Origin of the sequence: Lysinibacillus sp. RC79 (genome assembly GCF_041262405.1) — a bacterium.
Classification (GTDB): Bacteria; Bacillota; Bacilli; order Bacillales_A; family Planococcaceae; genus Lysinibacillus.
Genome location: NZ_JBGCCD010000035.1, coordinates 1 through 24,023 on the forward strand (window position 1 = coordinate 1; position 24,023 = coordinate 24,023).

A 24,023-nucleotide genomic window follows, 5' to 3' on the forward strand; every position below is an offset into this window, starting at 1 on the left:
TGTCCAAAATTTTGTTTCGTTCACCAACTCAAGGTTAGCTACTAAAAACTTTATTGATTACGTTTTGCTTGTTCAGTTTTCAAGGTTCATTTCGTTGTCGTTTTATTTCAACAACTTTTATAGTATAACATTTCTTGTTTTCGTTGTCAACTCTTTTTTTCTAGAAGTTTTTTAACTTCTTTCCCCAAGCGACAACTCTTATATAATATCATTCTAGGATTTTGATGTCAACATCTTTTTTGATGTTTTTTTCAATCCGTTTTATTTCTTACGTCGTCTTAACGACAAGTAATAATTTATCATGATTCCAATACAATCGCAAGTGTTTTTCGCTATAAAATTATCTTTTTTTATAAAAATAGAATTAGTAAGCTATTTTACGTCTTTTCGAGCACTAAATAATTCTTATAATCTTCTAGCTATCACTTTATTTGTTTTACTATACATCTCTTCCTTATAAATCTCAACAAACTAAATAAGAAGATATCAAAATAAACCCTTTTTAAAGAACACTTTCTCAAGCTTCCCTTGAAAAAGCATCAACGATCACACACACATTGTAACGCGCCATTGCCCTTACAAATTACTCAATCGCGAAAAAAAGGAGCCAAAGTGGTTCTCTTGCACCTCGACTCCTACTTATTCATGTTTGTTACTTCTTTAACTTTATTGTTCTGCTACAAAATAACAAGAAAAAAGAAATCCGAATAAGATACAATAATATGTTCCCTTTTCAAATGCGGTTTGTTTTTTAAATTAAATCTAAAAATCTACTAATTTAATCATTTTGTTTATCAACTATATCTAGGCACCAAGAGAAATTATCCCAAGCCGAATACCAGCCGGTGAAAATTTCAGAGGAATCATCCCAACGGACATCGAATTTCTTCTGACCGTCTATATCCACTAAATATAAAGTAAGATTTGGATCTGACTTAGAAACCGCCAATTTCATACCATTCTCAAGCTCTTCTTCAGTTAACAGGACATCTGAAACTGATCGTACTTGTGCCTGTTCAAATACTTGTTTGTTAAAGATTTTATAATTCATTATAAGCCTCCAATAAAACTTTTGATAATGTCTATTTCTATTTAATCTGCAAATTATAGAACTCTAAAAGTATACCTTATATTCATTCATCATTTAAATACTCTACTTAATTCTTTCTAATTTATTTCATCGCAGAAGATGCAAAACAGGAGTCTTGGTGCTTCTTCTGCACTTCGACTCCTGCTTATTCAAGATAACCTTTTAACAAAGCTTTCTTTTTCTAGTTCGACTACCGCTTTTTATCCCGAGTAGTAGTTGTGCTATATCTTTTTAAAACTACTATTTAGTAGTATGACGCATTGTTGGGAATAATAATACGTCGCGAATTGATGGTGAATTTGTAAGAAGCATGATTAAACGGTCGATACCAATACCTAATCCACCTGTTGGAGGCATACCGTATTCTAATGCTTCAATGAAATCATTGTCCATTTCGTGTGCTTCATCATTACCAGCTGCTTTTTCAGCTAACTGAGCTTCAAAACGCTCACGTTGGTCAATTGGATCATTTAGTTCTGTAAAGGCATTTGCATGCTCGCGTCGAACGATAAATAGTTCGAAACGGTCAGTGAAACGCTCGTCCTCTGGATTTTTCTTTGCTAGAGGTGAGATTTCTACTGGATGACCATAAACAAATGTAGGCTGAACAAGAGTCTCCTCAATCTTTTGCTCGAAGAACTCGTTAATAATATGTCCTACTTCATGAGTTTCTTTAACTTCTACTCCATGTTCTTTAGCAAGTGCTTGAGCTTGCTCCTTAGTCATAGGTTGCCAGAAGTCTACACCTGTAGCTTCTTTTACTGCATCTACCATATGAACTCGTTTCCAGCCTACAGCAAGATTAATTTCATCTTCACCGTATTGAACTGTAGTAGTACCTAAAACTTCTTGAGCTACATGAGCAATAAGGTTTTCTGTTAGAGACATAATATCTTTGTAGTCTGCATAAGCTTCATACAGCTCTATCATTGTGAATTCAGGATTGTGGCGTGTTGAAATCCCTTCATTTCGGAAAACACGACCAATTTCATATACTTTTTCTAGTCCACCAACAATTAGACGTTTCAAATGCAGTTCGATTGCAATACGCATATATAATTCCATATCAAGTGCATTATGGTGTGTAATAAACGGACGAGCCGCTGCACCACCAGCAATTGTATGAAGCATTGGTGTTTCTACTTCTAAATATCCTGCATTATCTAAATGATTGCGAATAGCGCGGATAATTTTAGAACGTGTAATGAATGTAGTTTTACTATCCTCATTCGTCATTAAATCTAAATAACGTTGACGGTAACGTTGTTCAACATCTTGTAAGCCATGGAATTTTTCTGGCATAGGGCGTAAAGCTTTTGATAGGAATGTAAATTCTTCAGCTTTAACCGAAAGCTCTCCTACTTGTGTTCGGAATACATTACCGCGAATCCCTACGATATCGCCTAGGTCAGCTTGTTTAAATAATTCATATGCTTCTTCGCCAACATGATCCTGACGAACGTAAATTTGAATTTGGCCACCTAAATCTTGAATATGTGCAAAGCCAGCTTTTCCTTTACCGCGTTTCGTCATAATACGACCCGCAATAATTACCTCTTGTAGGTTTTCCTCTAGCTGCTCTTTTGTTTGATCTGCAAATTGTTCACGCACTTCCGTTGATAAATGCGTACGTTCAAAACGGCTACCAAATGGATCTTGACCATTTTCTCGAATAGCCGTCATTTTTTGGCGTCTCACCAAAAGCTGATCATTTAATTCTTCTATGTTTGACACTTGTTTCACTCCTTATTAAATTGTCCGCGTTGCGTTTACGTCCATAATATTTCTATTGTACACAATTTTATCGCTGTAATCATCTGTTTCGATTTAATTTCCATAAGAGAACAAATGATTAATAATTCTAAAAATTAAAGTTGACAAAAAAATAGACGTCTCAAAACGAACGGTGAGACGCCTCTTCAATTTAATCAATTTAACTTCTTTCAGCGGATGTTTGGACACCCGCTGAAAGAAGTTAAATAATTAATTCTTTTGCTTCCGGTACTATTAATTTAGATTCAAGCTCTTCATAGTCTTGTACAAGTCCATTTAATAGTGCACGAAGCTCTGCCGCAGTTTCTGTTTGGTTAATCGCATTACGCGCTTTACCATTACCGCGAATACCTTTTAAATACCATGAAGCATGTTTACGCATTTCTCGTACCGCCACAGATTCGCCTTTTAATTGCATAAGGCGTTCAAAGTGAAGCAAACACACATCAATTTTTTCACGTACACTAGGCTCTTCTTTCAGCTCACCAGTTTCAAGGTATTGAACAGTACGATAAATCATCCATGGATTACCTAGAGCAGCGCGTCCAATCATTACTGCATCTACCCCAGTAGTATCAAGCATACGTTTTGCATCTTGAGGAGTTTCTACATCACCATTACCAAGCACAGGAATTTTTACGTTTTCCTTCACTTGACGAATGATATCCCAATTTGCTTTTCCTTCGTACATTTGTACACGTGTACGTCCATGAACAGCTATTGCTGAAGCACCAGCACGTTCGGCAGCTTGTGCGTTCTCAACTGCAAAGATATGCTCGTCATCCCAACCAATACGCATTTTTACGCTGACAGGTTTTTTTACTGCATCTACAACAGCCGCTACCATTTCATATAATTTATTTGGATCTAAAAGTAAACGAGCGCCCGCTTCACATTTAATAATTTTATTAACAGGGCAGCCCATATTAATATCGATAATATCGGCAGTTGTGTTTTCATCTACATACTTGGCCGCTTCCACTAGTGTTGCCTTATCACCACCAAAAATTTGCAATGAAAGTGGATTTTCACGCTCATCGATATAAAGCATACCTAGTGTTTTTTCGTTCTTCTGGACAATCCCTTTATCACTAATCATTTCTGCATATACTAGCCCTGCTCCGAACTCCTTAACTGTTAAACGGAAAGCAGAGTTACAGATTCCTGCCATTGGCGCTAATACGACACGGTTGTCCATGACTATATCGCCAATTTGAAACGGCTTCTCAGTTGTCTGACTCAACGATGTTTTCCCCCTTCTATAGGTTTTCACCTATTTCTATATATATATCGTTAATGCAATACAATCAAATATGCCTCGGCATAATTGCGTCCGAAGGCTTTAACTTAAGGATTAGAAACTTAATTAACGGATTGCATAATTTTCAGCTCTGCTGATGCTTGCCATAAAGTTATGCCTTCCTCTTCACAATCCATCTGTTGCATTATACCATGGGCCCTTTGCAGTTGTTTTCCTACTGGTGCAGGCGTAATTTCTATCAGTGGTACTAATACGAAAGCTCGCTCGTACATTCTTGGATGTGGAACAATTAAGCTCTCTGTTTCAATATTTTCGTGATTGTAGAGCAAAATGTCAAGGTCAATGATTCGTGGGCCCCATCGAAATTCACGAACACGCCCTAATTCACTTTCAACCCATTGGCAAATTTTCAGCATTTCAGAAGATGAATAACTCGTTTTAATATGAACAGCAATATTTAAAAAGTCTGCTTGGTCCGTGTAGCCGACAGCAGCTGTTTCATAAACTGAAGAAATGTGTACAACTTCAATTTCCTCTTTACCCTTTAAAAGGGTAACAGCATGTTGTAGGTTTTCAAACCGCTCTCCCATATTTGTACCAATCGATAAGTACACATCATTCATTAGTATTCACCTCTCGTTACCTCTACCGATACTTCTTTATAATACCCTTGGATTGGTGGGTCTGGTTTAATAAGCTCCACGCGAACACCCTTAACCTTTTCTGGATATGTCTCTAAAATACTATTGGCTATTTTTGATACAAGTGCTTCAATAAGCTTGAACGGCTCGCCTTCTACGATATCACGGCATAACGCATAAACCTCTGCATAGTTCACCGTATAATTTAAGTCATCTGTCTCCCCAGCCTTTGTCATATCTACAGCAAGTGAAACATTGGCACGGAAGCGTTGACCGAGTGTTGTTTCCGCTGCTAAAACACCGTGATAGCCGTAAAACTGCATATCCTTTAAATGAATATAGTCCATTACGCTTCCTCCTTATACGTACGCTTACCAACTAAAATATCAGCCATATGTGAAGCTCGTGCCATTTCCTTTACATCATGCACACGAATCATATGACAGCCTTTTTCAATACCGTAAACAACTGTTGCTCCTGTACCTTCTATACGCTCCTCGACAGGTAGCTTTAAGACATTACCAATCATTGATTTACGTGAAGTCGCTAGCAAAACAGGATAACCCATTGCTACTAAATCCTCTAAATGCTGCATCATTTCTATATTTTGAGCGGTAGTTTTCGCAAAGCCTATGCCCGGATCTAAAATAATATGATGATCCGATACACCTGCATTCCGGGCAATAGCAATACTCTTCTCTAAGTCGGCCTTTGCCATCATCCAGAAATCAGCACCATAATCAGTGTTGTCTCGATTATGCATTAAAATAATCGGTACATTTAAATCTGCAGCAACCTGAACAATCTTAGGCTCAGCCTTCGCTCCCCAAATATCATTAATAATATGTGCACCCGCTTTAATGGCTGCGCGCGCTACGTTCGCTTTATACGTATCAACCGAAATAATTGCTGGTACTTCAGTTGCTAACGCTTGAATAACCGGTACAATTCGTGCAATTTCATCCTCATCGGAAATACGTTCATAACCTGGTCGTGTTGATTCTCCACCAACATCAATAATTTTAGCACCCTCAGCTACCATTTTTTTCGCTTGTGCAACAGCAGCTCCAACGTTATAGTACTTTCCTCCATCTGAAAATGAATCTGGTGTAACATTTAAAATACCCATCACAAAAGTTTCTGCTGTATAGTCTAACGTGATACCGTTAATAGTTAATGGTGTTGTATATTTTTCTAGCATGTTAACTCTCCTTCTATTCTTGTTCCACTTCATTGACAAATACTTCATGTAAACGCGAATAAACAGGCCCTTTATTGCCTAATAACTGCTTGCTCTCTAAGTTAAGAATTGGAACAAGCTCTTGTATAGAGTTAGTAATAAAGCACTCTGAACTTTGCTCTACATCCTCTTTAGTAAAGAAACCTTCTTTTACCTTAATCCCTAGAGATTGTGCTCGCTCAATTACCCACGCTCGGATAATTCCAGGTAAAATACCAGTCTCTAAGGAAGGCGTATATAGTATATCATCTTTCATCCAAAAGATATTTGATGTTACACCTTCAGCAACAAAGCCATCTTCGGTTAAAAAGAAGCCCTCTTGTTGCGCCAGAGATGGCATCTCAAAACGCCCAAGAACGTTATTGCCATAATGGTGCGATTTCACTCGAAGCCCTTTTTCAGGAGTATTACGCGGTGTTACAAGCCACTGTGCGTTTTTTTCCATACCTCGAGGTGTATCATGTAATTCTTTGCGAAAAACAATAACATTCGGTTGTCTATATTCAGCAGGCTGTAAACCGATACTATGCTCTCCAGCCGAGACATTTATACGGAAATATCCATCCTGTCCATTGGCCTGTTCATTTAATAGCTGAACAACCTTCAGTACATCCTCGTCAGTATACGGCATATGAATACGATATTGAGAAAGCGCGGTTTGCAACCTTTCCATATGTGCTTCCCAACAAAATACCTTGCCCTTATACGTTCGAAACGTTTCAAAAAAGCCTAATCCATATAAAAATCCATGATCAAATGGTGAAATGCGCAAATCCTGCGCCGCTATGTAGTCTCCATTCATCCAGCACAGCATTTACTTCGCTCCCTCAACATACAAATCTATAAACTGGCGTAGAAGCTTTTTACCTTGCTCCGTCATAATCGATTCAGGATGGTATTGCACTCCCTCAATTGGATAGTCCTTATGACGAATGCCCATAATTTCGCCTTCTTCTGTCCATGCCGTCACTTCAAAACATGCTGGTAATGTTTCTTTTTCTACAATTAAGGAGTGGTACCGAGTAGCTTCAAATGGATTTGGCATCCCCTTATGCAAACCTATTTCAGCATGTAGCACAGGCGATGTTTTACCATGCATCAAACGCTCAGCTCGTATGACATTCCCTCCGAATACTTGGGCAATGGCTTGATGACCAAGGCAAACTCCTAAAATCGGAATATTTCCCGCGAAATACTTAATAATGTTCAGACTTTCACCCGCTTCATTTGGGCTACATGGCCCTGGAGAAATGACAATCATGTCTGGTGTAAGCTGCTCAATATCTTTCACAGTCAATACATCATTTCTTTTTACCACTAATTCATGACCAAATTCCCCAAAATACTGAACTAGGTTATACGTAAAAGAATCGTAGTTATCAATCATTAAAATCATTTTGCTCGCTCCTCTGCCATTGCCTTTGCCTGCCACATCGCCTTCGCTTTATTTAAAGATTCTTGGTATTCTCTTTCCGGAACAGAATCAATAACAATACCTGCTCCTGCCTGAATATGCGCTACTCCATCTTTAACAAATGCTGTACGAATAACAATATTAAATTCCATATCCCCTGTGAAGCCTAACCAGCCAATTGAACCCGTGTATAACCCTCGTCTTACAGGCTCTAATTCTTCAATAATCTCCATCGTACGAATTTTCGGTGCACCTGTTATTGTTCCACCTGGGAACATAGCGCGGATAACGTCTGCATTGGTTTTCCCTTCAGCTATTTCCCCTCTTACATTGGAAACAATGTGCATTACGTGTGAATAGCGTTCAATCACCATGAACTCATCTACTTCAACCGTCCCATATGTAGATACTCTTCCTAAATCATTACGCTCTAAATCAACAAGCATTACATGTTCAGCACGCTCCTTATCGTTATCAATCAATTCCTGCGCTAATGCTAAATCCTCTGCCTCCGATTTCCCTCTTGGGCGTGTACCAGCAATCGGTCGAGTAGACAACTCTTTACCATGACGCTTCACCAATAGCTCTGGTGAACCAGAAACGACAGCAAAATCGGGTGCTTCTATATAAGCCATGTAGGGTGAAGGATTAAATGCACGTAACGCTTCATATACATCCATTGCAGTTGCGTTTAACTTTTTGGATTGACGTACCGACAAATTCACTTGAAATACATCACCTTGCGCTATGTATGTTTGGATTTTACTTACCGCTTCCTCAAAAGCAGTCCCAGCAAATGATACTAACAATTCACTTTCGTCATTTACTATTTCTACAGCGCTTGTTTTTTCAAATTTACGTGTAAGCAATCCTTCTTGCGCTGCCCCTTGCCACACATTAGCCCATTCTTCCAAATCTACGTGACAATCAGCTAGCTTCATAAGCGTTACTTTATTCGTTTTCACATCGTGTACCGCCCAGCAATCAAATATATAAAAATAGATATCTGGTATATGTAAATCATCTACAGCAGTATTAGGTAACACTTCAATTTTACGAGCATAATCGTATGCAACAAACCCGATAGCTCCACCTTGAAAAACAGGAAGCTCCCCATTATATGAAATGTGATAGTTCTCCACTAATTTCTCTAACAAAGCAAGAGGTTCACCACTTAAATTTTCAGTCTCACCATTTCTCCAACTTACAAGCAAACCATTTTCGACCGATTGTGCTGTAGCTAGCGGATTCCAAGCAGCTATTGTAAAATGTCCTCCGCGTCCACTTTCTAAAAATACATGTGCTTGTTCTGCTTCTGTTTGCTTCTTATAACTATAAAAAAACGAGTCCGCATCCATCGATATTGTTTTCGTCAGTATTGTCTTCAAGTTGCTATTCCCCTTTAAGTCATATGATGTGATTCCATCTTAACTTGAATATTACCTGGAAGCGAATATTTTTCAATAGTCTCGATCAATTTAATTGCTGAATATTTCTACATCAGAGCGGTTATGAACAAATGTGCTAAAGCGCTCATTTACATAATAGATTTAGATTCTTTATCAAATAAAAAAAGACTCCTCGTTAAAGGAGCCTTACGTATAAATAATTAGATTAGTCTTCGAATTGATATAGAGGTGTTGATAAATAACGTTCCCCATTAGAAGGTACGATTGCAAGAACATTTGAGCCCTTGCCTAAACGTTTTGCTGCCTCAATAGCAACGTGAATAGCTGCACCTGATGAAATACCGCATAAGATACCTTCTTCACGTGCTACTTTACGAGCTACCTCGAAAGCAATCTCATTTTCGACTGGGGATACAGAAGAATAAACATCTGTATCTAACACTTCAGGTACGAAGCCAGCTCCGATACCTTGAATTTTATGAGGCCCTGGTTGACCGCCAGAAAGTACAGGTGAATCTTTTGGCTCAACTGCAATAATTTCAATATCTGGGTACTTCTCTTTTAGCACAGCGCCTGCACCCGTAATTGTACCGCCCGTACCAACACCAGCTACAAATGCATCTAATTTTAAACCTTCAAATGCTTCTACAATTTCTGGACCAGTTGTTAAACGGTGAACAACAGCATTAGCTGGGTTCGTGAATTGTTGTGGTAAGAAGTAGCCATGCTCAGCAGATAATTCCTCCGCCTTAGAAATTGCACCTTTCATACCTGCTGGTCCAGGTGTTAATACAAGCTCTGCACCATATGCACGTAATAAGTTGCGACGCTCTAAGCTCATTGTTTCTGGCATTACTAAAATAGCTTTATAGCCTTTAGCTGCAGCAATCATCGCAAGACCAATACCTGTATTTCCAGAAGTAGGCTCAATAATTGTACCACCTGGCTTTAATGTACCGTCTTTCTCAGCTGCTTCAATCATCGCTAAAGCTAAACGGTCTTTCACTGAGCTGCCCGGGTTAAAATATTCTAATTTTACATAAACAGTACCTTCATTTTCACCTGTTGCATGATTTAATTTAACAATTGGTGTTTTACCAACTAATTCAGCTACTGAGTTCGCTAATCTACTCATTTATCAATCCACTCCTAATCCCTACTAATTTTATAGGTTTTACTTATTTTGATTTTATCAATTTTTCCATTCGATTGTCAATAAATATAACTTATATTTTCAGAATATTTATTGTAACCAATCTAAACTAGGGTAAACAAAAAATCCGCTCAATATCCTAGGGAGCCTTTACTCTGTTGACGCTAAACGTCTGCAGGGGTTTCCCTGGCTCACTTTTCCCGCAGATATCTTGCAGATTCTTTAAGCTCATTTCAGAGCATGTTATTTACCTTTTTTCGCTTCTCCGTAATACCAAGTTGCATTGAATTCAGACCAAAATGATTCCGGTGTAACATGTTGTGGCAATTGCTCTAACGCAAGCTCACGTTCAATATGTTCTTTCACATCGTCATATGTAAAGGATTGTCCTTCTGTTATCTCTTGAACTTGTACAATTCCATAATGACCGTTCGCAAGTTTAAATGCTTTACTAACCTCTTCTGCTTTTAAAGCCTTCACTGCTTTTAAAATGGCAGAATCGACATTTTCCTGTTTTTCAGTGAGGAAACCAATATCTCCGCCTAAGCTAGCTGACGCACTGTCTACTGATATTTCACGTGCTAGCACCGAAAAATCAGAGGCATCTTTCATTTCACTTAATGCTTCCTCAGCAGCTTTTTTTGAATCCACTTCTATAAAATTCGTACGATAGCTTGTTTTTGTATTGTACAGCGCCTGATTTTCCTCATAATATTTTTCAATACTACCTTCTTTTATAACCACGTCTTTCGTCAGTACCTTATCCAAAATAAGCTGTGAGCGAATTTTTTGTCGCAGTTGCTCTGATGAAAGGTTTTGCATTGCAGTATCAAATTTATCTTGAGCAGAACGCATTAAGGCTAATTCTAAATCAATCTCCTTATCCGATACTTGTATTTTAAACTTTTTAGCTGCCTTTTCCATCACAGATTCATTCACTAAGTTTTGTAGCGTCTCTTTACCATAGCGTTCTTCCATGGCAACCATCCACTCTTGACGTGTAATAATATCCCCGTCAACGGCAGCGACTTGCTCGTCGCTACCAATTTCCTGGTCTTTATTAGGAATTAACCAAGCAATAATCCATAAAATATTTCCTAATAATAAGATTGCAATAACTGTTAAAGCAGGTTTTGTCTTAAGACGGCGTTGCAATAAGGGCGTTTGATTGGGTATTGCAGCGGATAAAGGTCGTCGATTACGCTTTGAGCTCATCGATAAATCCTTCTAACTCTTCTTTTGAGAAATGGTATGTTTCTAAACAGAAGTGACATTGTGCTTCTGCTTCGCCATCCTCTTCAATCATTTCTCGAATTTCCTGTGTCCCTAACCCTAAAATCGCTGCACCAAATCGCTCTTTTGAACATTGACATTTAAATTCTACAGGCATGGAATCTAAAATTTGTAGATGACCTTTTCCTAATACAGCTTCTAAAATTTGCTCCGGTGTAAAACCTTTTTCAATCATTTTTGAAACAGGCTCTAAAGTAGCAAGATGCTGCTCAATTTCATTGATAGTCTCTTCATCACAGCCAGGCATTAATTGAAGGATAAAGCCACCAGCTGCAAGAATTGTGTTATCAGGATTTACTAAAACCCCTAATCCAACTGATGAAGGCACTTGCTCTGACGTAGCGAAATAGTAAGTAAAGTCCTCAGCAATTTCACCTGATACAATTGGTGTTTGTCCAGAGAACATGTCTCTCAAGCCAAGATCTTTTACGACTGTTAATGCACCCTCTGTTCCAACACCTGCTCGAACATCAAGCTTACCGTGCTCGTTTAAATCGAAATGAACGTGAGGATTTGTTACAAAGCCACGTACTTCACCATGCGCGTTACTGTCAATTACTATTGGACCGATTGGACCGTTCCCCTCAATTTTAACAGTGATTTTTTCCTCACCTTTTAACATGGCACCCATCATCACCGCAGCAGTCAGAGAACGACCAAGGGCTGCCGACACAACAGGCCATGTATTATGACGACGTTGCGCTTCTCCTACAGTTGCTGTTGTACAAGCTGCAAAAACGCGAACCTGTCCGTTGAACCCTAAACCTCGTACTAAATAGTCTTTCATAAATGAAATGTCCCTCATTTCTTATTGATTACGTTTATATAGCTTATATAAGCCTTTTAATGTTAAAAACGGGTCAACTACATCAATAGCTTGCGTCTCCCCAGCAATTAAATTTGCTAATCCTCCAGTAGCAATTACTAAAGGCTCTTCCTTACTTTGTGCTTTCATGCGATTAACAATTCCCTCAACTTGTCCAACAAAGCCATAAAAAATTCCGGCCTGCATCGCAGATACGGTTGTCTTTCCAACAATATGTGTAGAGCGCAATATTTCAATACGCGGCAATCTAGCTGCCTGCGTATAGAGCGCCTCCGTTGAAATCGAAATACCCGGAGCGATAGCACCGCCCATATAATCGCCCTTTTCGTTTAAGTAACAATATGTTGTGGCAGTACCAAAATCAACAATAATCAGTGGTGCTTTATAAACATCAAGAGCTGCAATAGCGTTCACTATACGGTCTGAGCCAACTTCACGTGGGTTTTCATATTTAATATTCAATCCTGTTTTCACACCTGGTCCTACAACGAGCGGTTTTTTACGAAAATACTTTTGACACATCGCTTCTAACGAAAACATGATTGGTGGTACAACAGAGGATATAATAATGCCTGTAACCTGTTCAAATGAAATGCCTGCATGATTAAAGAAAGATAATACTTGCATTGCGTATTCATCTTCTGTTTTATGAAGGTCTGTCACCATACGCCAATGGAAGGCTAATTGATCGTTATCATCATAGACACCTAATACGATATTCGAATTTCCTGCATCTAAAACTAAAATCATGATCGATGCCTCCTATTTATTGCCCCTCATCGTAATTGTACCTGTCACTATGTGATTGATACAACTAAAACAATGCATACTCATGCACAAAAAGTAAAGATCGATTATGCCTCGGCATAATTGCGTCCGGAATCGGAAAGAAGTTAAAACACTTTAGAAAATGATACCACACTTTTATTCCTATGAAATAGCATTCATGCTCACTGTAAAAAGGAGAAACCCTTTTGCTATAAAACTACATGTCTAAGGATACTTGCTATGTGAATCGGTTGATTGTAGTGGAGACTGGGCGACTCCTTGGGGATTAGCAATAGAGGAACGAAGGCTAAAACCATCACGTCCTGTGATAACGCCTTCGTGACCAACATCGTGTTGGCCCGAGACCCTGGAGCGAGCAGCGCGAGTGAAGCGGCTCATCGGACGCCCCCAGGAAGCTCTGCTCTGCGCGAAAGCGAAGCGTCAGCAACAAAGCGCCCAGTCGGAACGGAAATCAACCCCTCGTTTTGCCGAAGAGCCATACTATGAAAAAGGGGCTACCCCATATTGGTAGCTCCTTTCATATTATTTAAAATTAAATTTTTCTGGGTCTGGTCCGCAACGTAGCCCATCATTTAGTGTATCTAACTGGGCCATTTCTTCCTCTGTTAATGCAAAGTCAAAGACCGTTAGATTTTCCGTCATGCGTGCAGGAGTCATTGTTTTTGGAATAGTGACTACACCATGCTGCACATCATATCGTAATACAATTTGCGCTGGTGTTTTGCCATATTTAGAAGCTAGCTGCTGAATCAATGATTCTTCCAATAAAGAACCATTCATCAGCGGTGACCATGCTTCTACCTGTATTCCTTTTTCCTTACAATATGCACGAACTTCCTCTTGAGTTAAGTGCGGATGAAATTCAATTTGATTAATAACAGGAATAACTGATGTTTCCTTTAATAAATTTTCTAAATGGTGGACATGGAAATTACTAACACCAATTGATCGTACACGTCCATCCTGATAGATTTTTTCAAGCGCTTTATAAACATCAACATAATTTGTATCTATACCCGGCCAGTGAACTAAATATAAATCTAAATAATCTAATCCTAACTTCTCTAAGCTACTATCATAAGCTGCAAGTGTTTCTTCATAGGAGAGTCCATCATTCCAAACCTTTGATGTTACGAATAGTTCTTCACGTGTTACTAAGCCCTCGTCAATCGCTGCACGAATTCCTCGTCCAACACTCTCTTCATTGCGATATACTTGAGCTGTATCAATGCTACGGTAACCTCTTGCAATAGCTGTTTTTACCGCCTCAGCCAAGTCATCCCCTTCAGGTACTCGAAATACGCCATAGCCGATTAACGGCATTTCTAAACTATTATTCAATGTTACGTTTCCCACGTTTCAACACTCCTATCTATTTTGGTCCTAAAATCTTAAAGAACCTATATTACGCAGCTGCGTAATATAGGTTCTATCGTAATACCTAAGGCCGAAAAAAGGCAAAGAAAAAGACTGCTTACTAAAATCGTAAACAGTCTTTCCCATATTAATCACGCTTTTCATCGATACCTTTTGGTGTATCATTCGACTCTCGGCCTTCTTTAGGTAAATCAGCTGTTGTTGGATCTGGCTCATTGCTAAGCAATTCTTTTTTAACAGCCTGTTCACCAACTACATCTAATATTGGTTGAGCTTCAGCTTTAGGAGCTTTTTCAACAACCGGTTCTACCTCTGGTTCCGGCAAGACACCGTGATCACGTAAATGCTCGATTTCTTGCGCATTCAATGTTTCTTTTTTCATTAATGTGCTAGCAATTAAATCAAGTAATCCACGTTTTTCAGTTAGGATTCGTTTAGTACGCGCATATTGCGAATCGATAATTTTTTGCATTTCCTTATCAATTTCATAAGCGATTGAATCCGAATAGTTTTGATCTGAATTAAAGTCACGACCAAGGAATACATTCCCACCCTGACTTGAACCAAACTGCATTGCACCAAGACTTTCACTCATACCATATTCAGTGACCATGGCACGTGCAATACTTGTTACTTTTTGGAAGTCATTATGTGCCCCAGTAGATACTTCGCCAAGTACGATTTCCTCTGCCACACGACCACCAAGAAGTCCTGCAATACGGTCTAATAGTTCTTGTTTTGTTGTGAAGAAACGTTCTTCCTTCGGTAACATAATCGCGTAACCTCCAGCTTGGCCACGAGGGACGATTGTTACTTTGTGTACTGTATCTGCTTCATCTAGCTCTAAACCAACAACTACGTGGCCGGCTTCATGGAAGGATACAAGTTTCTTCTCTTTCGCTGAGTAAACGCGGCTAGCTTTTGCCGGACCTGCAATTACTCGGTCAGATGCCTCATCGATATCTGCCATATTAATTGTACGTTTACTTTTACGAGCAGCTACAAGTGCAGATTCATTTAACAAGTTCTCTAAGTCCGCACCTGAGAAACCTGGTGTACGTTGTGCAACAGCTGCTAAATCAACTGTATCTGCTAAAGGCTTGTTACGCGCATGTACTTTTAGAATTGCTTCACGACCTTTTACATCAGGATGTCCTACTGTAATTTGACGGTCAAATCGACCAGGACGTAATAACGCTTTATCTAAAATATCTGGGCGGTTTGTTGCAGCGATAATAATAATACCTTCGTTTGCCCCGAAACCATCCATTTCAACTAACAATTGATTCAGTGTTTGTTCACGCTCGTCATGGCCACCACCAAGACCTGCGCCACGTTGACGACCTACTGCATCAATCTCATCGATAAAGATGATACAAGGTGCATTTTTCTTTGCATTTTCAAATAAGTCACGAACACGTGATGCACCGACACCGACGAACATTTCTACGAAGTCAGAACCTGAAATCGAGAAGAATGGTACGCCTGCCTCACCTGCCACTGCACGTGCAAGTAATGTTTTACCTGTACCAGGAGGACCTACGAGTAAGATACCTTTTGGAATTCGAGCACCAATTTCAGTAAATTTACGGTGATCTTTTAAGAAGTCAACAACCTCTACAAGCTCTGCTTTCTCTTCATCAGCACCCGCTACATCTGTAAAACGAACTTTTTTCTTCTGATCATCATAAAGTTTGGCTTTACTTTTACCAAAGCTCATCACTTTATTACCGCCACCTTGAGATTGACTCATTAGGAAGAAGAATAAGAAAATGATAATGATGAAAGGAATAATCCCTGTAAAGAACTGAATCCATCCACTTGTTTCTGGCGCTGTTAAATATTTAATATCACTATTCTTATCCTTAGCAGCCTCATCGATGCGGTCCATTAAAGATTGGTTTTCACGAGGGATATTTACTGTAAAGCTTTGCCCTTTTTCATACCCCTTCAATGTACCTTCAACGATGTATACTGATTTATCAGGTTGAATTGTAGCACTTGTTATTTCTTTCTTATCTAGAGCCTCTTGAAACTCAGGATAAGTTAACTCTTTCGTTGGTGCTTTTCCACCATTGAAAGTACCAAATATACCGATAATCACTAAGAAAATCAGTAAATAGAATATGGTATATCGAAATATTCGATTCATCTCCAGCCTCCTCATTACAAACAGAAAAATTATAAGTAAAATCTTAACATATCATGATTTCATCATACAACGAAAAGCCCTACATAAAAAAAGTTTCGTCCGATTTTTGTCGAAATCGGAAAAAATTTATGCATTTATTTACTATGTTCCAGCGTGGTTGTATCTAACAACGTGCCTAGATTTTTGAAGTAAGTTAAAAAAATCTATAACCTTCGCTGGAGACTCACTTTTCATAACTGGTGTTCTTTCGTTAATTAGAAAGAATAAACTGCTGGCTTTAAAATGCCGATATACGGTAAATTACGGTATTTTTCTGCGTAGTCTAAACCATATCCTACAACAAAACCGTCCGGTACTTTAAAACCAACATAATCAGCACCTAAGTCTACTTTACGACCTGATGGTTTATCTAACAATGTAACAATTTTGATGGATTTTGCTTTGCGGTATTTAAATAAGTCAACTAAATAGCTTAACGTTAAGCCGCTATCAATGATATCCTCGATGATTAATACGTCACGCCCCTCAACGCTTGTATTTAAATCCTTTAGAATTTTAACTTCCCCTGATGAAACTGTAGCATTGCCATAGCTAGAAACATCCATAAAATCTAGCTCAATGAAAGAATCGAAACGTTTCATCAAGTCTGTCATAAAAGGCATTGCCCCTTTTAAAACACCAACAGCTAACGGGAATGAATCTTTGTATTCCTCTGTCAATTGTGCCCCTAACTCAGCGATTCTTTCTTGTAATTGTTCTTCTGTAATCATAATTTTTTCGATGTCATTTTGTAACATAGCGATTCCTCCTCGTGTGTATAAAAAAATGTTCAACCATTTGCGGTGAAATATTACAAAGACCTTAGTCTACGATGAGCACTGTATCATCGTTTGGTTGCGGAGAGATTGAAAAAAACATTCCCATACGCACACCAATTACCGCTACGATCTCATCAGATTGAGAAATCAGTAACGGCCAGCTATTTCGCTCATTTAAAGGAATCTTTTCATCTATAAAAAGGCGAGATAAGCGTTTTGGCTGATCCATTCCTTTTAACAGTATTCTGTCCCCTTCCTTACGCGCCCTAACATAGAGTGGAAGTTTGAGTTTGCTAGCGTTAAAATAAAAAAGTTGTGCAGTATCCGTCAGCATTTCAGACGATAAATCAGGCAACTCGACTACGCATAAACGTTCACCATTCGTCAGTGTTGTCCACCCATTAGCAGTCGAAATAATCTTTTTCTCAGGAGAAGCTTGACCTTCTAATGGCTCTTTCTTCTGAATCGTTAATTTTCCGTAACGGCGAACTGCTATAAAATCTTCTGGCAAGTGAACTTCAGCATACCCTGCTGTCGTATCACAAAGCTTTGAAATCGAAGTCAATAAAGCATAACTTTGTATCGTATTTGAATCTTTGTAAAGATAGTTTAATAGTATTAAAATGAGCCTCCTTTGTAAAGCAAGTGGTACCAATTGAAGAGCCTTAATTTCCATGCTATATGTATTTCCGTCTATTCTTTTTACTGTTCTAGAAAATACATCCTTCGCCAATGTCATTAAATAGGCATCGTCTTCTTGCAATTGTTTTGTAAAATGGGTTACCTGCTCTGTTACTCGTGGGTTTTCTGCCTCCAACAAAGGCACCGCATGATGTCTAACACGATTGCGTACATAGGTGTCCTTAGCATTGCTAGCGTCTTCCCGATAATCTAAACCTTGCTTAAGTAAATATTCCCTTATTTCGGACTTTGTAACCGTTAAAAACGGACGAATTAATGTTTTTCCTTCAAAAATACGTTGTGAACGTATACCTTGCATACCATTTATCGTTGCATTTTTTGTCAGGGCCATTAATACTGACTCCAGTTGGTCGTCCGCATGATGTGCAGTTACAAGCTTGCTAGCATTTGTTTTTCCCATGACTTCTTTAAAATATTGATACCGTTCTCTACGACAAATAAGCTGTGTATTCCCATTTTCTAAAGCCATAATCTCTGGTATTGGAATTGCCTTTGCATATAAGTATACACCATACTCATCACAATATTTTTGAACAAAAGCTCTGTCCTCCGCAGATGCTTCACCTCTAAGCATATGATCCACATGTACGGCTTCTACCGTAAGTCCCCATTGCTCTTTTGTTTTGACAAAATAATGGAGTAAAGCCATCGAATCCACTCCACCCGAAACGGCGATGAGAAGATGGTCGTCTTGCTGTAATAATTGCTCTTCTTCGATAAATTTTTTGACCTTTAATTCAAGTGACAAACGCTTCTCCTCCCCTTTTCGTTCTCTTTTTATGATGAATTGCTCATAGAGTGTTGAACTGGCCTAAATACAGCCCATGTAGGTACAACATGTGTAACCTCCAGCATCAATACAGTACAATCGTCTTCAATGGCATAGTAAGATTGGAAAGATTGCATAATCGTCGTTAGTTTTTCCTGGATAGTTTTAGTAGTGCCTGCTACCTGCTGCGCATACGCTAAAAATGCCTCTTCTTGCTCGTCCCAATCATCAACGCTTGAAAATAATCCATCAGAGTGCATCAAAATTACATCGCCCGCTTTAAGCTTTCTTTTTTCAGCCTCGACTGCTGAAATGGATAAAAAACCTACTGGTGCTGCATTGCTTTCAACCTTCAGCACCTCTTTCCCACGTAAAATATACGTAGACATTCCCCCAGCCTTCCACGACCATAAATCACCGTGTTGTAAATCGACAAGTGCGAAATCAAGTGTTGCATACATATCATTTTGTTGCTTTAGGGACATGACATAATGCAACGTATGCATTGCAGTCTCTGGGTTCATATTGTAATTTAAACATTCTCGCATTAAATGTATTAACTTTCTACTCTCATGCTGTGCTTCTTTACTCTGACCCATACCATCTGATAATAAAATCGCAAATAGTCCTGGATGTAATTGAAATAATGCATGCGAATCACCCGAATATAATGTCGCATCTTTAGACATGCTGTATATATCATACTCTACTTCAAAGCTAATAGCTGATCTAAAGCTTACTTGAATGTGACGAAATGGTATATCACTTGCTACTACTTTTTCAATTTCAAATGGTTCTTCAAAAATGTCATATAAAATTGGCAATATCATCCGTTCAGCTAATGTTGTGTCTTCCTCCCAATTGACTCGTGCTGGTGCTAAAGCGCAGACAATTTTTCGCGCTCCCGGCTTATTACTTAGCACATCTAGTTGAAAACATTCAATATGTGAATCCTTTAATCGTTGCGTAATGTCCTTTTCCACACTAACGAATGAAATAGTCTCTTCTTTCATCTCCGCTATTAATTGATTTAGATGATTACTCATATCCCGTAGCTGAAGCGCAATCATTTTCTTACCATGAAAATACTGACCATTAATGCGCTCCCTATACAGCTCCGTTTCCAATTCTTCGAAAATTTTCGTTGATTTTACGCATTTATAGCGGATTTGTTCTTCGACGCGATGAAGAGAAGAATCTTTCCCAACGCCCTTCATATGAAACCAGTCTGTCATAAGCTTGTCCATTCCGTTATTTTGCGCTCCCCAGCAGCGATCATAGCGGAAACAACTTAAGCATGTATTCATCGGTGACACTTCCTTCACCTCTTCTATTGGGGCTGTCATAAAGCGCTCAAACACAAGCTCCTTCATAAATTGTACAAAATGCTGAAAATGCTCTAATTTAAACGCTACATGCTCTGTTAACCAATTTTGACGGGCGAGTAAGACCTCCTCGCGCTGCGGAAACAGCTTGTTCCGAACCTTATCAGAATATTTTTTAGGGATGGTTAGAAAAACAATACTCCCAACAGCAATCGATGTAAAATAAACGCTATCTAATGGCAATGTTGCATCGTAAAATAAAAAAAACATACTTGGCAAAACACTACCAATTGCTACACCAAATCTTCCAACGCGAGCCCCCATCCCTGCACACAATCCCGTTAAGGTGGCTACAGACAGCATACCCGTAAATGAAAGTTTTGCAACACCTATGAGAGTCCCGAGTACGGCTCCGATAACCGTCGCTAATGGTACACTTCCTACTAACGCACCGAAGCAAATGAATAGTTGTAATAAAAAAATGGGCAGTGAAAAATAGCTAATGACAACTGCTTGCATCCCTGTAAGCATAGCAGCGAATACAACTAATCCAGAGCCTAGCTTCTCATAAGTCCAATGAGTCGTAAACCACTCATGGGAATTGACAAACAACACTTGCATAAACAGCGTCATAATAAGAGCTAAAGCCGCTTCACAACCTACATAAAATTGTACAAGCACCGGTGGCAAACCTTGATACATAACTCCCTGCCACATTATCTGCACAAGTAGTACCGCTAAGGAGACTGCTATACTTTGTGGTAGCTGCCAATAACGGAAGCGCATGATACATTCATACATGACGATTTGCAATGCTAAAATGAAGACTTGTCCAAGACCAAGGAAAAAACATCCTATCAGACTACCGAACAAAACATATTTGGGATATTCCTTATACTTCGTTCGAATAATTGCCCAAAAAGGAACCGAGAAAGGTACGGCCGCTTCAAATACAACAGACTGAGCTAAAAAGAAGGATGTTAAAAAAAATAAAGAGCCGATTAGCAATTGCCTTTTTTTCACTCCTAATTTTTGTTCGTCTACATTTGCCGTGTTATACCATTCAATACTCGTCATTTCACTATCCCCTTTCAGCGCTTTTGGAGCTATTATAAGAAATTATGTATGGAAAGATTGTCTGACGGTGACAGAAAAAAATATAAACATTTCGACGAATACATATGCATAAATACGAGAAATGGCAACAATTTCTACAAAAACATTAGCTGCACAAAATCAGAAACATCTCTTTCTATGTGATAGGTTTTTAAAATTATGAAAATTCCGATAAATAAATCCTACCTTCGTTACATGAGATACGTTACAAAATCTATGCCCTGAGAGGTCTAGTGTGTGTTCACCCTTACTTTTTCATTGGCCGATGCTCCCTATTTCGTCAAAATACTATAGTCAGCAGTTACGCTGATACTTTTCTACTTAAGAACAAAAAGTTTGATAAATTTCCCATTTAAAGAAAATCCCCCTCTTTTCGTTAGCTAATCTTTAAATAATTTATAAAATCATATATTTTTATTAATTTTTTTAAAAAAACTACTTGACGTTAGTAACAAAGGCTTGTATTATTTAACTTGTTGTTAAAAAGAACGCGGAAGTAGTTCAGTGGTAGAACACCACCTTGCCAAGGTGGGGGTCGCGAGTTCGAACCTCGTCTTCCGCTCCATAATCTTAATGGCGGCCTAGCTCAGCTGGCTAGAGCGTACGGTTCATACCCGTAAGGTCGGGGGTTCGATCCCCTCGGCCGCCACCATAGTAGGCCCCTTGGTCAAGTGGTTAAGACACCGCCCTTTCACGGCGGTAACACGGGTTCGAATCCCGTAGGGGTCATCTCAAATAGGCGTCTCAGAATAATTTCTGAGGCGCCTATTTTTTTTTGCAGGTTAGTAGTACAGCATCCTTTTAAGCTTTAACTTCTTTCAGCAAATGTTTTATGTAACGTAAGTGAAACGGCAGTTACAGAAGTCTCCCATCTCTATAGGTGGTGAGATGAATGCGGGTTGAAGTTATTTTTCAGCGGGTGTCCAAACATCAGCTACAAAGAGGAACTCAGGCTAAGAACTTCACATCCTGTGAAAACGCCTGAGTGACCAACATCGTGTTGGCCTAAAGCCTCCGGCGGATGTTGAATACTAGAAATATCACATTTATTTTTTACTGTCTGAGACCCTGGAGCAACCAATAACGGAAGTGCTGCGATAGCGGCTTCATGACCAACTTCCCGTTGTTGTTGCTGTTGCTGCCGCTTCGCTTTCGCACAGACAAAACCCCGTTGTTGCTGTCGCTTCGCTTTCGCACAGACAAAACCCTGTTGTTGCTGTCGCTTCGCTTTCGCACAGACAAAACCCTGTTGTTGCTGTCGCTTCGTTGGCGCTTCGCTTTCGCACACAAAATAATTGTTGCTCCTAGCGACTCATCGGAAGCTCCTTGCAAAGCGCCCAGTCAAAACGAAAATCACCCCCACATTATGGTGATGAGCTGAAAAATATGGCATACTAATAATGAAAAGAGCGTGTTGACTAGGAGGTTTATTCCCTTTGAGTTCATTAACTAAAGCTGCTTTAATTTGTGGAAGTGGCTCTTTGATTATTCTCGTATCCATTCTTATTAATCTACCATTTGCTGTACAAATATTTTTACTCCTCACCGGTTTAGCGGTTAGTGTATATGGTGTGTTTTTACTCGTCAAAACGGTTGTTAATCCAGCCGAAAAGACCTCAGAAACACTCACTGAACAAGCACGCGTACCAGCTCCTAAAAAGAAGAACAGACCAACATCCACATTGTAGGACACACGTAGATCCTACTAGAAAAGTTATTATGACTTATAGCTAGATACGATGAAAAGATTATTAAAAAAAGGGATTAGCTTTATTAAAAAGCTAATCCCAACTCTATTTAATACACTTTTTCTACGATTAAAACAGTCAGCAAACTACCCTCTTCTAGCTCCGCGACCACCGCGTTTTGATTCTGTAGCACGTTTAAGTGTTGCTAGGCGCTCATCACTATCTTTTAAGAAACGTGCCATTTTTTGCTCAAAATTCTCTTTCGGCTGATGACGATCGTTGCGATCATTAGAACGATTATCGCGACGCGGACGTGCTGGACGCTCTGGTCTCTCTGGTCTCTCTGCTTGAGGCTTTGCTTTACGGATTGAAAGACCGATCTTTCCGTCCGCTTCAACATTCATCACTTTTACTTCAACTTCATCTCCAACTTTTAGATGCTCATTGATATCTTTTACATAATTGTCAGCAACTTCACTGATGTGTACTAAGCCTGTTTTGCCATCTGGCAGCTCAACGAATGCTCCAAAATTTGTGATTCCTGTTACTTTACCTTGTACCTTGCTGCCTACTTCAATTGACATAAAAAAAATGCTCCTCCTTAAAAATTAAGCGACTCATTTGAGTCATGTAATCAATTTAATCAAACTTTTTACTGCAATAAGTTTCTCTTTTCATTATATATAACAATAAAATAGTGTCAACAATACATAGCTTTTCAGTCGTCTTTTTTACCTTTCTTTTCTGACATGTCGTCTTTTTTATCTTTTTTTCCAGGTACATCGCCTTTTTTATCTTTTTCGTCCGGAATAATGAAAATTATTTCACCTTTTTCGGATAGAAAATAATCTTTGCGTAATAGCTTTGCGATATACTCATCATCCTCTAGCTGTTTAATTTTAAGATTTAACGAATCTCGCACTTCTTTCAAATCAGAGAGATGCTCCTTCGCTTCAACCTTTTTCTGCTCTTTTGCAGCTAGCGTCTCACTTTGATTAAAAAGTATATTTACGAGAAAGGCAATAATAACGACTGGTATAATCGCAAAAAAGCCAATACGGCGCATTTTCCGTTTCCGCGCTTGAATTTTACGATTTATAGCTTTATCCGTGTTACGGACATAGTCATTATCAAGTTTAGTATAGTTTTGTTGGTCATCATTTGATGAACGACGTATAGTCATGCCC

22 protein-coding genes and 3 tRNA genes are annotated in these 24,023 nt (G+C 39.0%); 4 read left to right on the forward strand and 21 right to left on the reverse strand.

What is annotated here, in order from left to right; all coding sequences use genetic code 11:
- Nucleotides 1-778 precede the first annotated feature (778 nt).
- The 18 genes from ABH968_RS23160 to ABH968_RS23245 form a co-directional block, all read right to left on the reverse strand.
- Nucleotides 779-1,051 carry a hypothetical protein gene (locus ABH968_RS23160; RefSeq protein WP_370047840.1) on the reverse strand — a complete coding sequence of 91 codons (273 nt, stop codon included), beginning with the start codon at nucleotides 1,049-1,051 and terminating at the stop codon, nucleotides 779-781.
- A gap of 279 nt (nucleotides 1,052-1,330) precedes the next feature.
- Nucleotides 1,331-2,833 carry a lysine--tRNA ligase gene (gene lysS, locus ABH968_RS23165; protein WP_208327622.1) on the reverse strand — a complete coding sequence of 501 codons (1,503 nt, stop codon included), beginning with the start codon at nucleotides 2,831-2,833 and terminating at the stop codon, nucleotides 1,331-1,333.
- Nucleotides 2,834-3,065: 232 nt separating this feature from the next.
- A complete protein-coding gene (dusB, locus tag ABH968_RS23170) occupies nucleotides 3,066-4,106 on the reverse strand; it encodes a tRNA dihydrouridine synthase DusB (protein WP_370047842.1) in 1,041 nt (346 codons plus the stop codon).
- Nucleotides 4,107-4,225: 119 nt separating this feature from the next.
- Nucleotides 4,226-4,747 (reverse strand): 2-amino-4-hydroxy-6-hydroxymethyldihydropteridine diphosphokinase, encoded by a 522-nt coding sequence (gene folK / locus ABH968_RS23175; protein ID WP_370047844.1) that lies wholly within the window; start codon nucleotides 4,745-4,747, stop codon nucleotides 4,226-4,228.
- Nucleotides 4,747-5,112, reverse strand: a complete 366-nt coding sequence (gene folB / locus ABH968_RS23180; RefSeq protein WP_370047846.1) for a dihydroneopterin aldolase — start codon at nucleotides 5,110-5,112, stop codon at nucleotides 4,747-4,749. Before folB ends, folK begins: the two co-directional genes overlap by 1 nt.
- Nucleotides 5,112-5,966 (reverse strand): dihydropteroate synthase, encoded by an 855-nt coding sequence (gene folP, locus ABH968_RS23185; protein ID WP_370047848.1) that lies wholly within the window; start codon nucleotides 5,964-5,966, stop codon nucleotides 5,112-5,114. Before folP ends, folB begins: the two co-directional genes overlap by 1 nt.
- Before the next feature lie 13 nt (nucleotides 5,967-5,979).
- Entirely contained in the window at nucleotides 5,980-6,819 is an 840-nt protein-coding gene (gene pabC / locus ABH968_RS23190) for an aminodeoxychorismate lyase (protein ID WP_370047850.1), read from the reverse strand.
- Entirely contained in the window at nucleotides 6,820-7,401 is a 582-nt protein-coding gene (gene pabA / locus ABH968_RS23195) for an aminodeoxychorismate/anthranilate synthase component II (protein WP_370047852.1), read from the reverse strand.
- On the reverse strand, nucleotides 7,398-8,807 hold the full coding sequence (locus ABH968_RS23200) for an anthranilate synthase component I family protein (RefSeq protein ID WP_370047854.1): 1,410 nt from the start codon (nucleotides 8,805-8,807) through the stop codon (nucleotides 7,398-7,400). Before ABH968_RS23200 ends, pabA begins: the two co-directional genes overlap by 4 nt.
- A 226-nt stretch (nucleotides 8,808-9,033) precedes the next feature.
- On the reverse strand, nucleotides 9,034-9,963 hold the full coding sequence (gene cysK, locus ABH968_RS23205; RefSeq protein ID WP_370047856.1) for a cysteine synthase A: 930 nt from the start codon (nucleotides 9,961-9,963) through the stop codon (nucleotides 9,034-9,036).
- A 261-nt stretch (nucleotides 9,964-10,224) separates the two neighbouring features.
- Complete coding sequence (locus ABH968_RS23210) at nucleotides 10,225-11,196, reverse strand: peptidyl-prolyl cis-trans isomerase (protein ID WP_370047857.1); 972 nt, start codon at nucleotides 11,194-11,196, stop codon at nucleotides 10,225-10,227.
- A complete protein-coding gene (hslO, locus tag ABH968_RS23215) occupies nucleotides 11,180-12,061 on the reverse strand; it encodes an Hsp33 family molecular chaperone HslO (protein WP_370047859.1) in 882 nt (293 codons plus the stop codon). Before hslO ends, ABH968_RS23210 begins: the two co-directional genes overlap by 17 nt.
- A gap of 21 nt (nucleotides 12,062-12,082) precedes the next feature.
- Complete coding sequence (locus ABH968_RS23220; RefSeq protein ID WP_370047860.1) at nucleotides 12,083-12,850, reverse strand: type III pantothenate kinase; 768 nt, start codon at nucleotides 12,848-12,850, stop codon at nucleotides 12,083-12,085.
- 561 nt (nucleotides 12,851-13,411) lie between these two features.
- Entirely contained in the window at nucleotides 13,412-14,245 is an 834-nt protein-coding gene (locus ABH968_RS23225; protein ID WP_370047862.1) for an aldo/keto reductase, read from the reverse strand.
- Nucleotides 14,246-14,393: 148 nt separating this feature from the next.
- Nucleotides 14,394-16,418: an ATP-dependent zinc metalloprotease FtsH gene (gene ftsH / locus ABH968_RS23230; protein ID WP_370047864.1), complete on the reverse strand. Its 2,025-nt coding sequence runs from the start codon at nucleotides 16,416-16,418 to the stop codon at nucleotides 14,394-14,396.
- A 254-nt stretch (nucleotides 16,419-16,672) separates the two neighbouring features.
- On the reverse strand, nucleotides 16,673-17,215 hold the full coding sequence (gene hpt / locus ABH968_RS23235; RefSeq protein WP_370047865.1) for a hypoxanthine phosphoribosyltransferase: 543 nt from the start codon (nucleotides 17,213-17,215) through the stop codon (nucleotides 16,673-16,675).
- Nucleotides 17,216-17,279: 64 nt separating this feature from the next.
- Nucleotides 17,280-18,686: a tRNA lysidine(34) synthetase TilS gene (gene tilS, locus ABH968_RS23240; RefSeq protein ID WP_370047867.1), complete on the reverse strand. Its 1,407-nt coding sequence runs from the start codon at nucleotides 18,684-18,686 to the stop codon at nucleotides 17,280-17,282.
- A 29-nt stretch (nucleotides 18,687-18,715) separates the two neighbouring features.
- Nucleotides 18,716-21,109, reverse strand: coding sequence for a SpoIIE family protein phosphatase (locus ABH968_RS23245; protein WP_370047868.1), 2,394 nt, complete (start codon nucleotides 21,107-21,109; stop codon nucleotides 18,716-18,718).
- Nucleotides 21,110-21,638: 529 nt separating this feature from the next.
- On the opposite strand from ABH968_RS23245, the gene ABH968_RS23250 reads away from it, so the two are divergent.
- From ABH968_RS23250 to ABH968_RS23260, 3 genes are all read left to right on the forward strand, one after another.
- Nucleotides 21,639-21,713 (forward strand) — tRNA-Gly (locus tag ABH968_RS23250).
- A 10-nt stretch (nucleotides 21,714-21,723) separates the two neighbouring features.
- Nucleotides 21,724-21,800, forward strand: a tRNA-Met gene (locus ABH968_RS23255).
- A gap of 5 nt (nucleotides 21,801-21,805) precedes the next feature.
- Nucleotides 21,806-21,877: transfer RNA gene (locus tag ABH968_RS23260), tRNA-Glu, on the forward strand.
- Between the two features lie 205 nt (nucleotides 21,878-22,082).
- On the opposite strand, the gene ABH968_RS23265 is transcribed toward ABH968_RS23260, so the two are convergent.
- Nucleotides 22,083-22,436: a hypothetical protein gene (locus ABH968_RS23265; protein ID WP_370047870.1), complete on the reverse strand. Its 354-nt coding sequence runs from the start codon at nucleotides 22,434-22,436 to the stop codon at nucleotides 22,083-22,085.
- 148 nt (nucleotides 22,437-22,584) lie between these two features.
- On the opposite strand from ABH968_RS23265, the gene ABH968_RS23270 reads away from it, so the two are divergent.
- Entirely contained in the window at nucleotides 22,585-22,836 is a 252-nt protein-coding gene (locus tag ABH968_RS23270) for a hypothetical protein (protein ID WP_370047872.1), read from the forward strand.
- Nucleotides 22,837-22,982: 146 nt separating this feature from the next.
- Here the strand turns inward: ABH968_RS23270 and ABH968_RS23275 are convergent, their stop codons facing one another.
- A complete protein-coding gene (locus ABH968_RS23275; protein ID WP_008180281.1) occupies nucleotides 22,983-23,420 on the reverse strand; it encodes a S1 domain-containing RNA-binding protein in 438 nt (145 codons plus the stop codon).
- A 134-nt stretch (nucleotides 23,421-23,554) separates the two neighbouring features.
- Nucleotides 23,555-24,019, reverse strand: coding sequence for an FtsB family cell division protein (locus ABH968_RS23280; RefSeq protein ID WP_370047874.1), 465 nt, complete (start codon nucleotides 24,017-24,019; stop codon nucleotides 23,555-23,557).
- Nucleotides 24,020-24,023 lie beyond the last annotated feature (4 nt).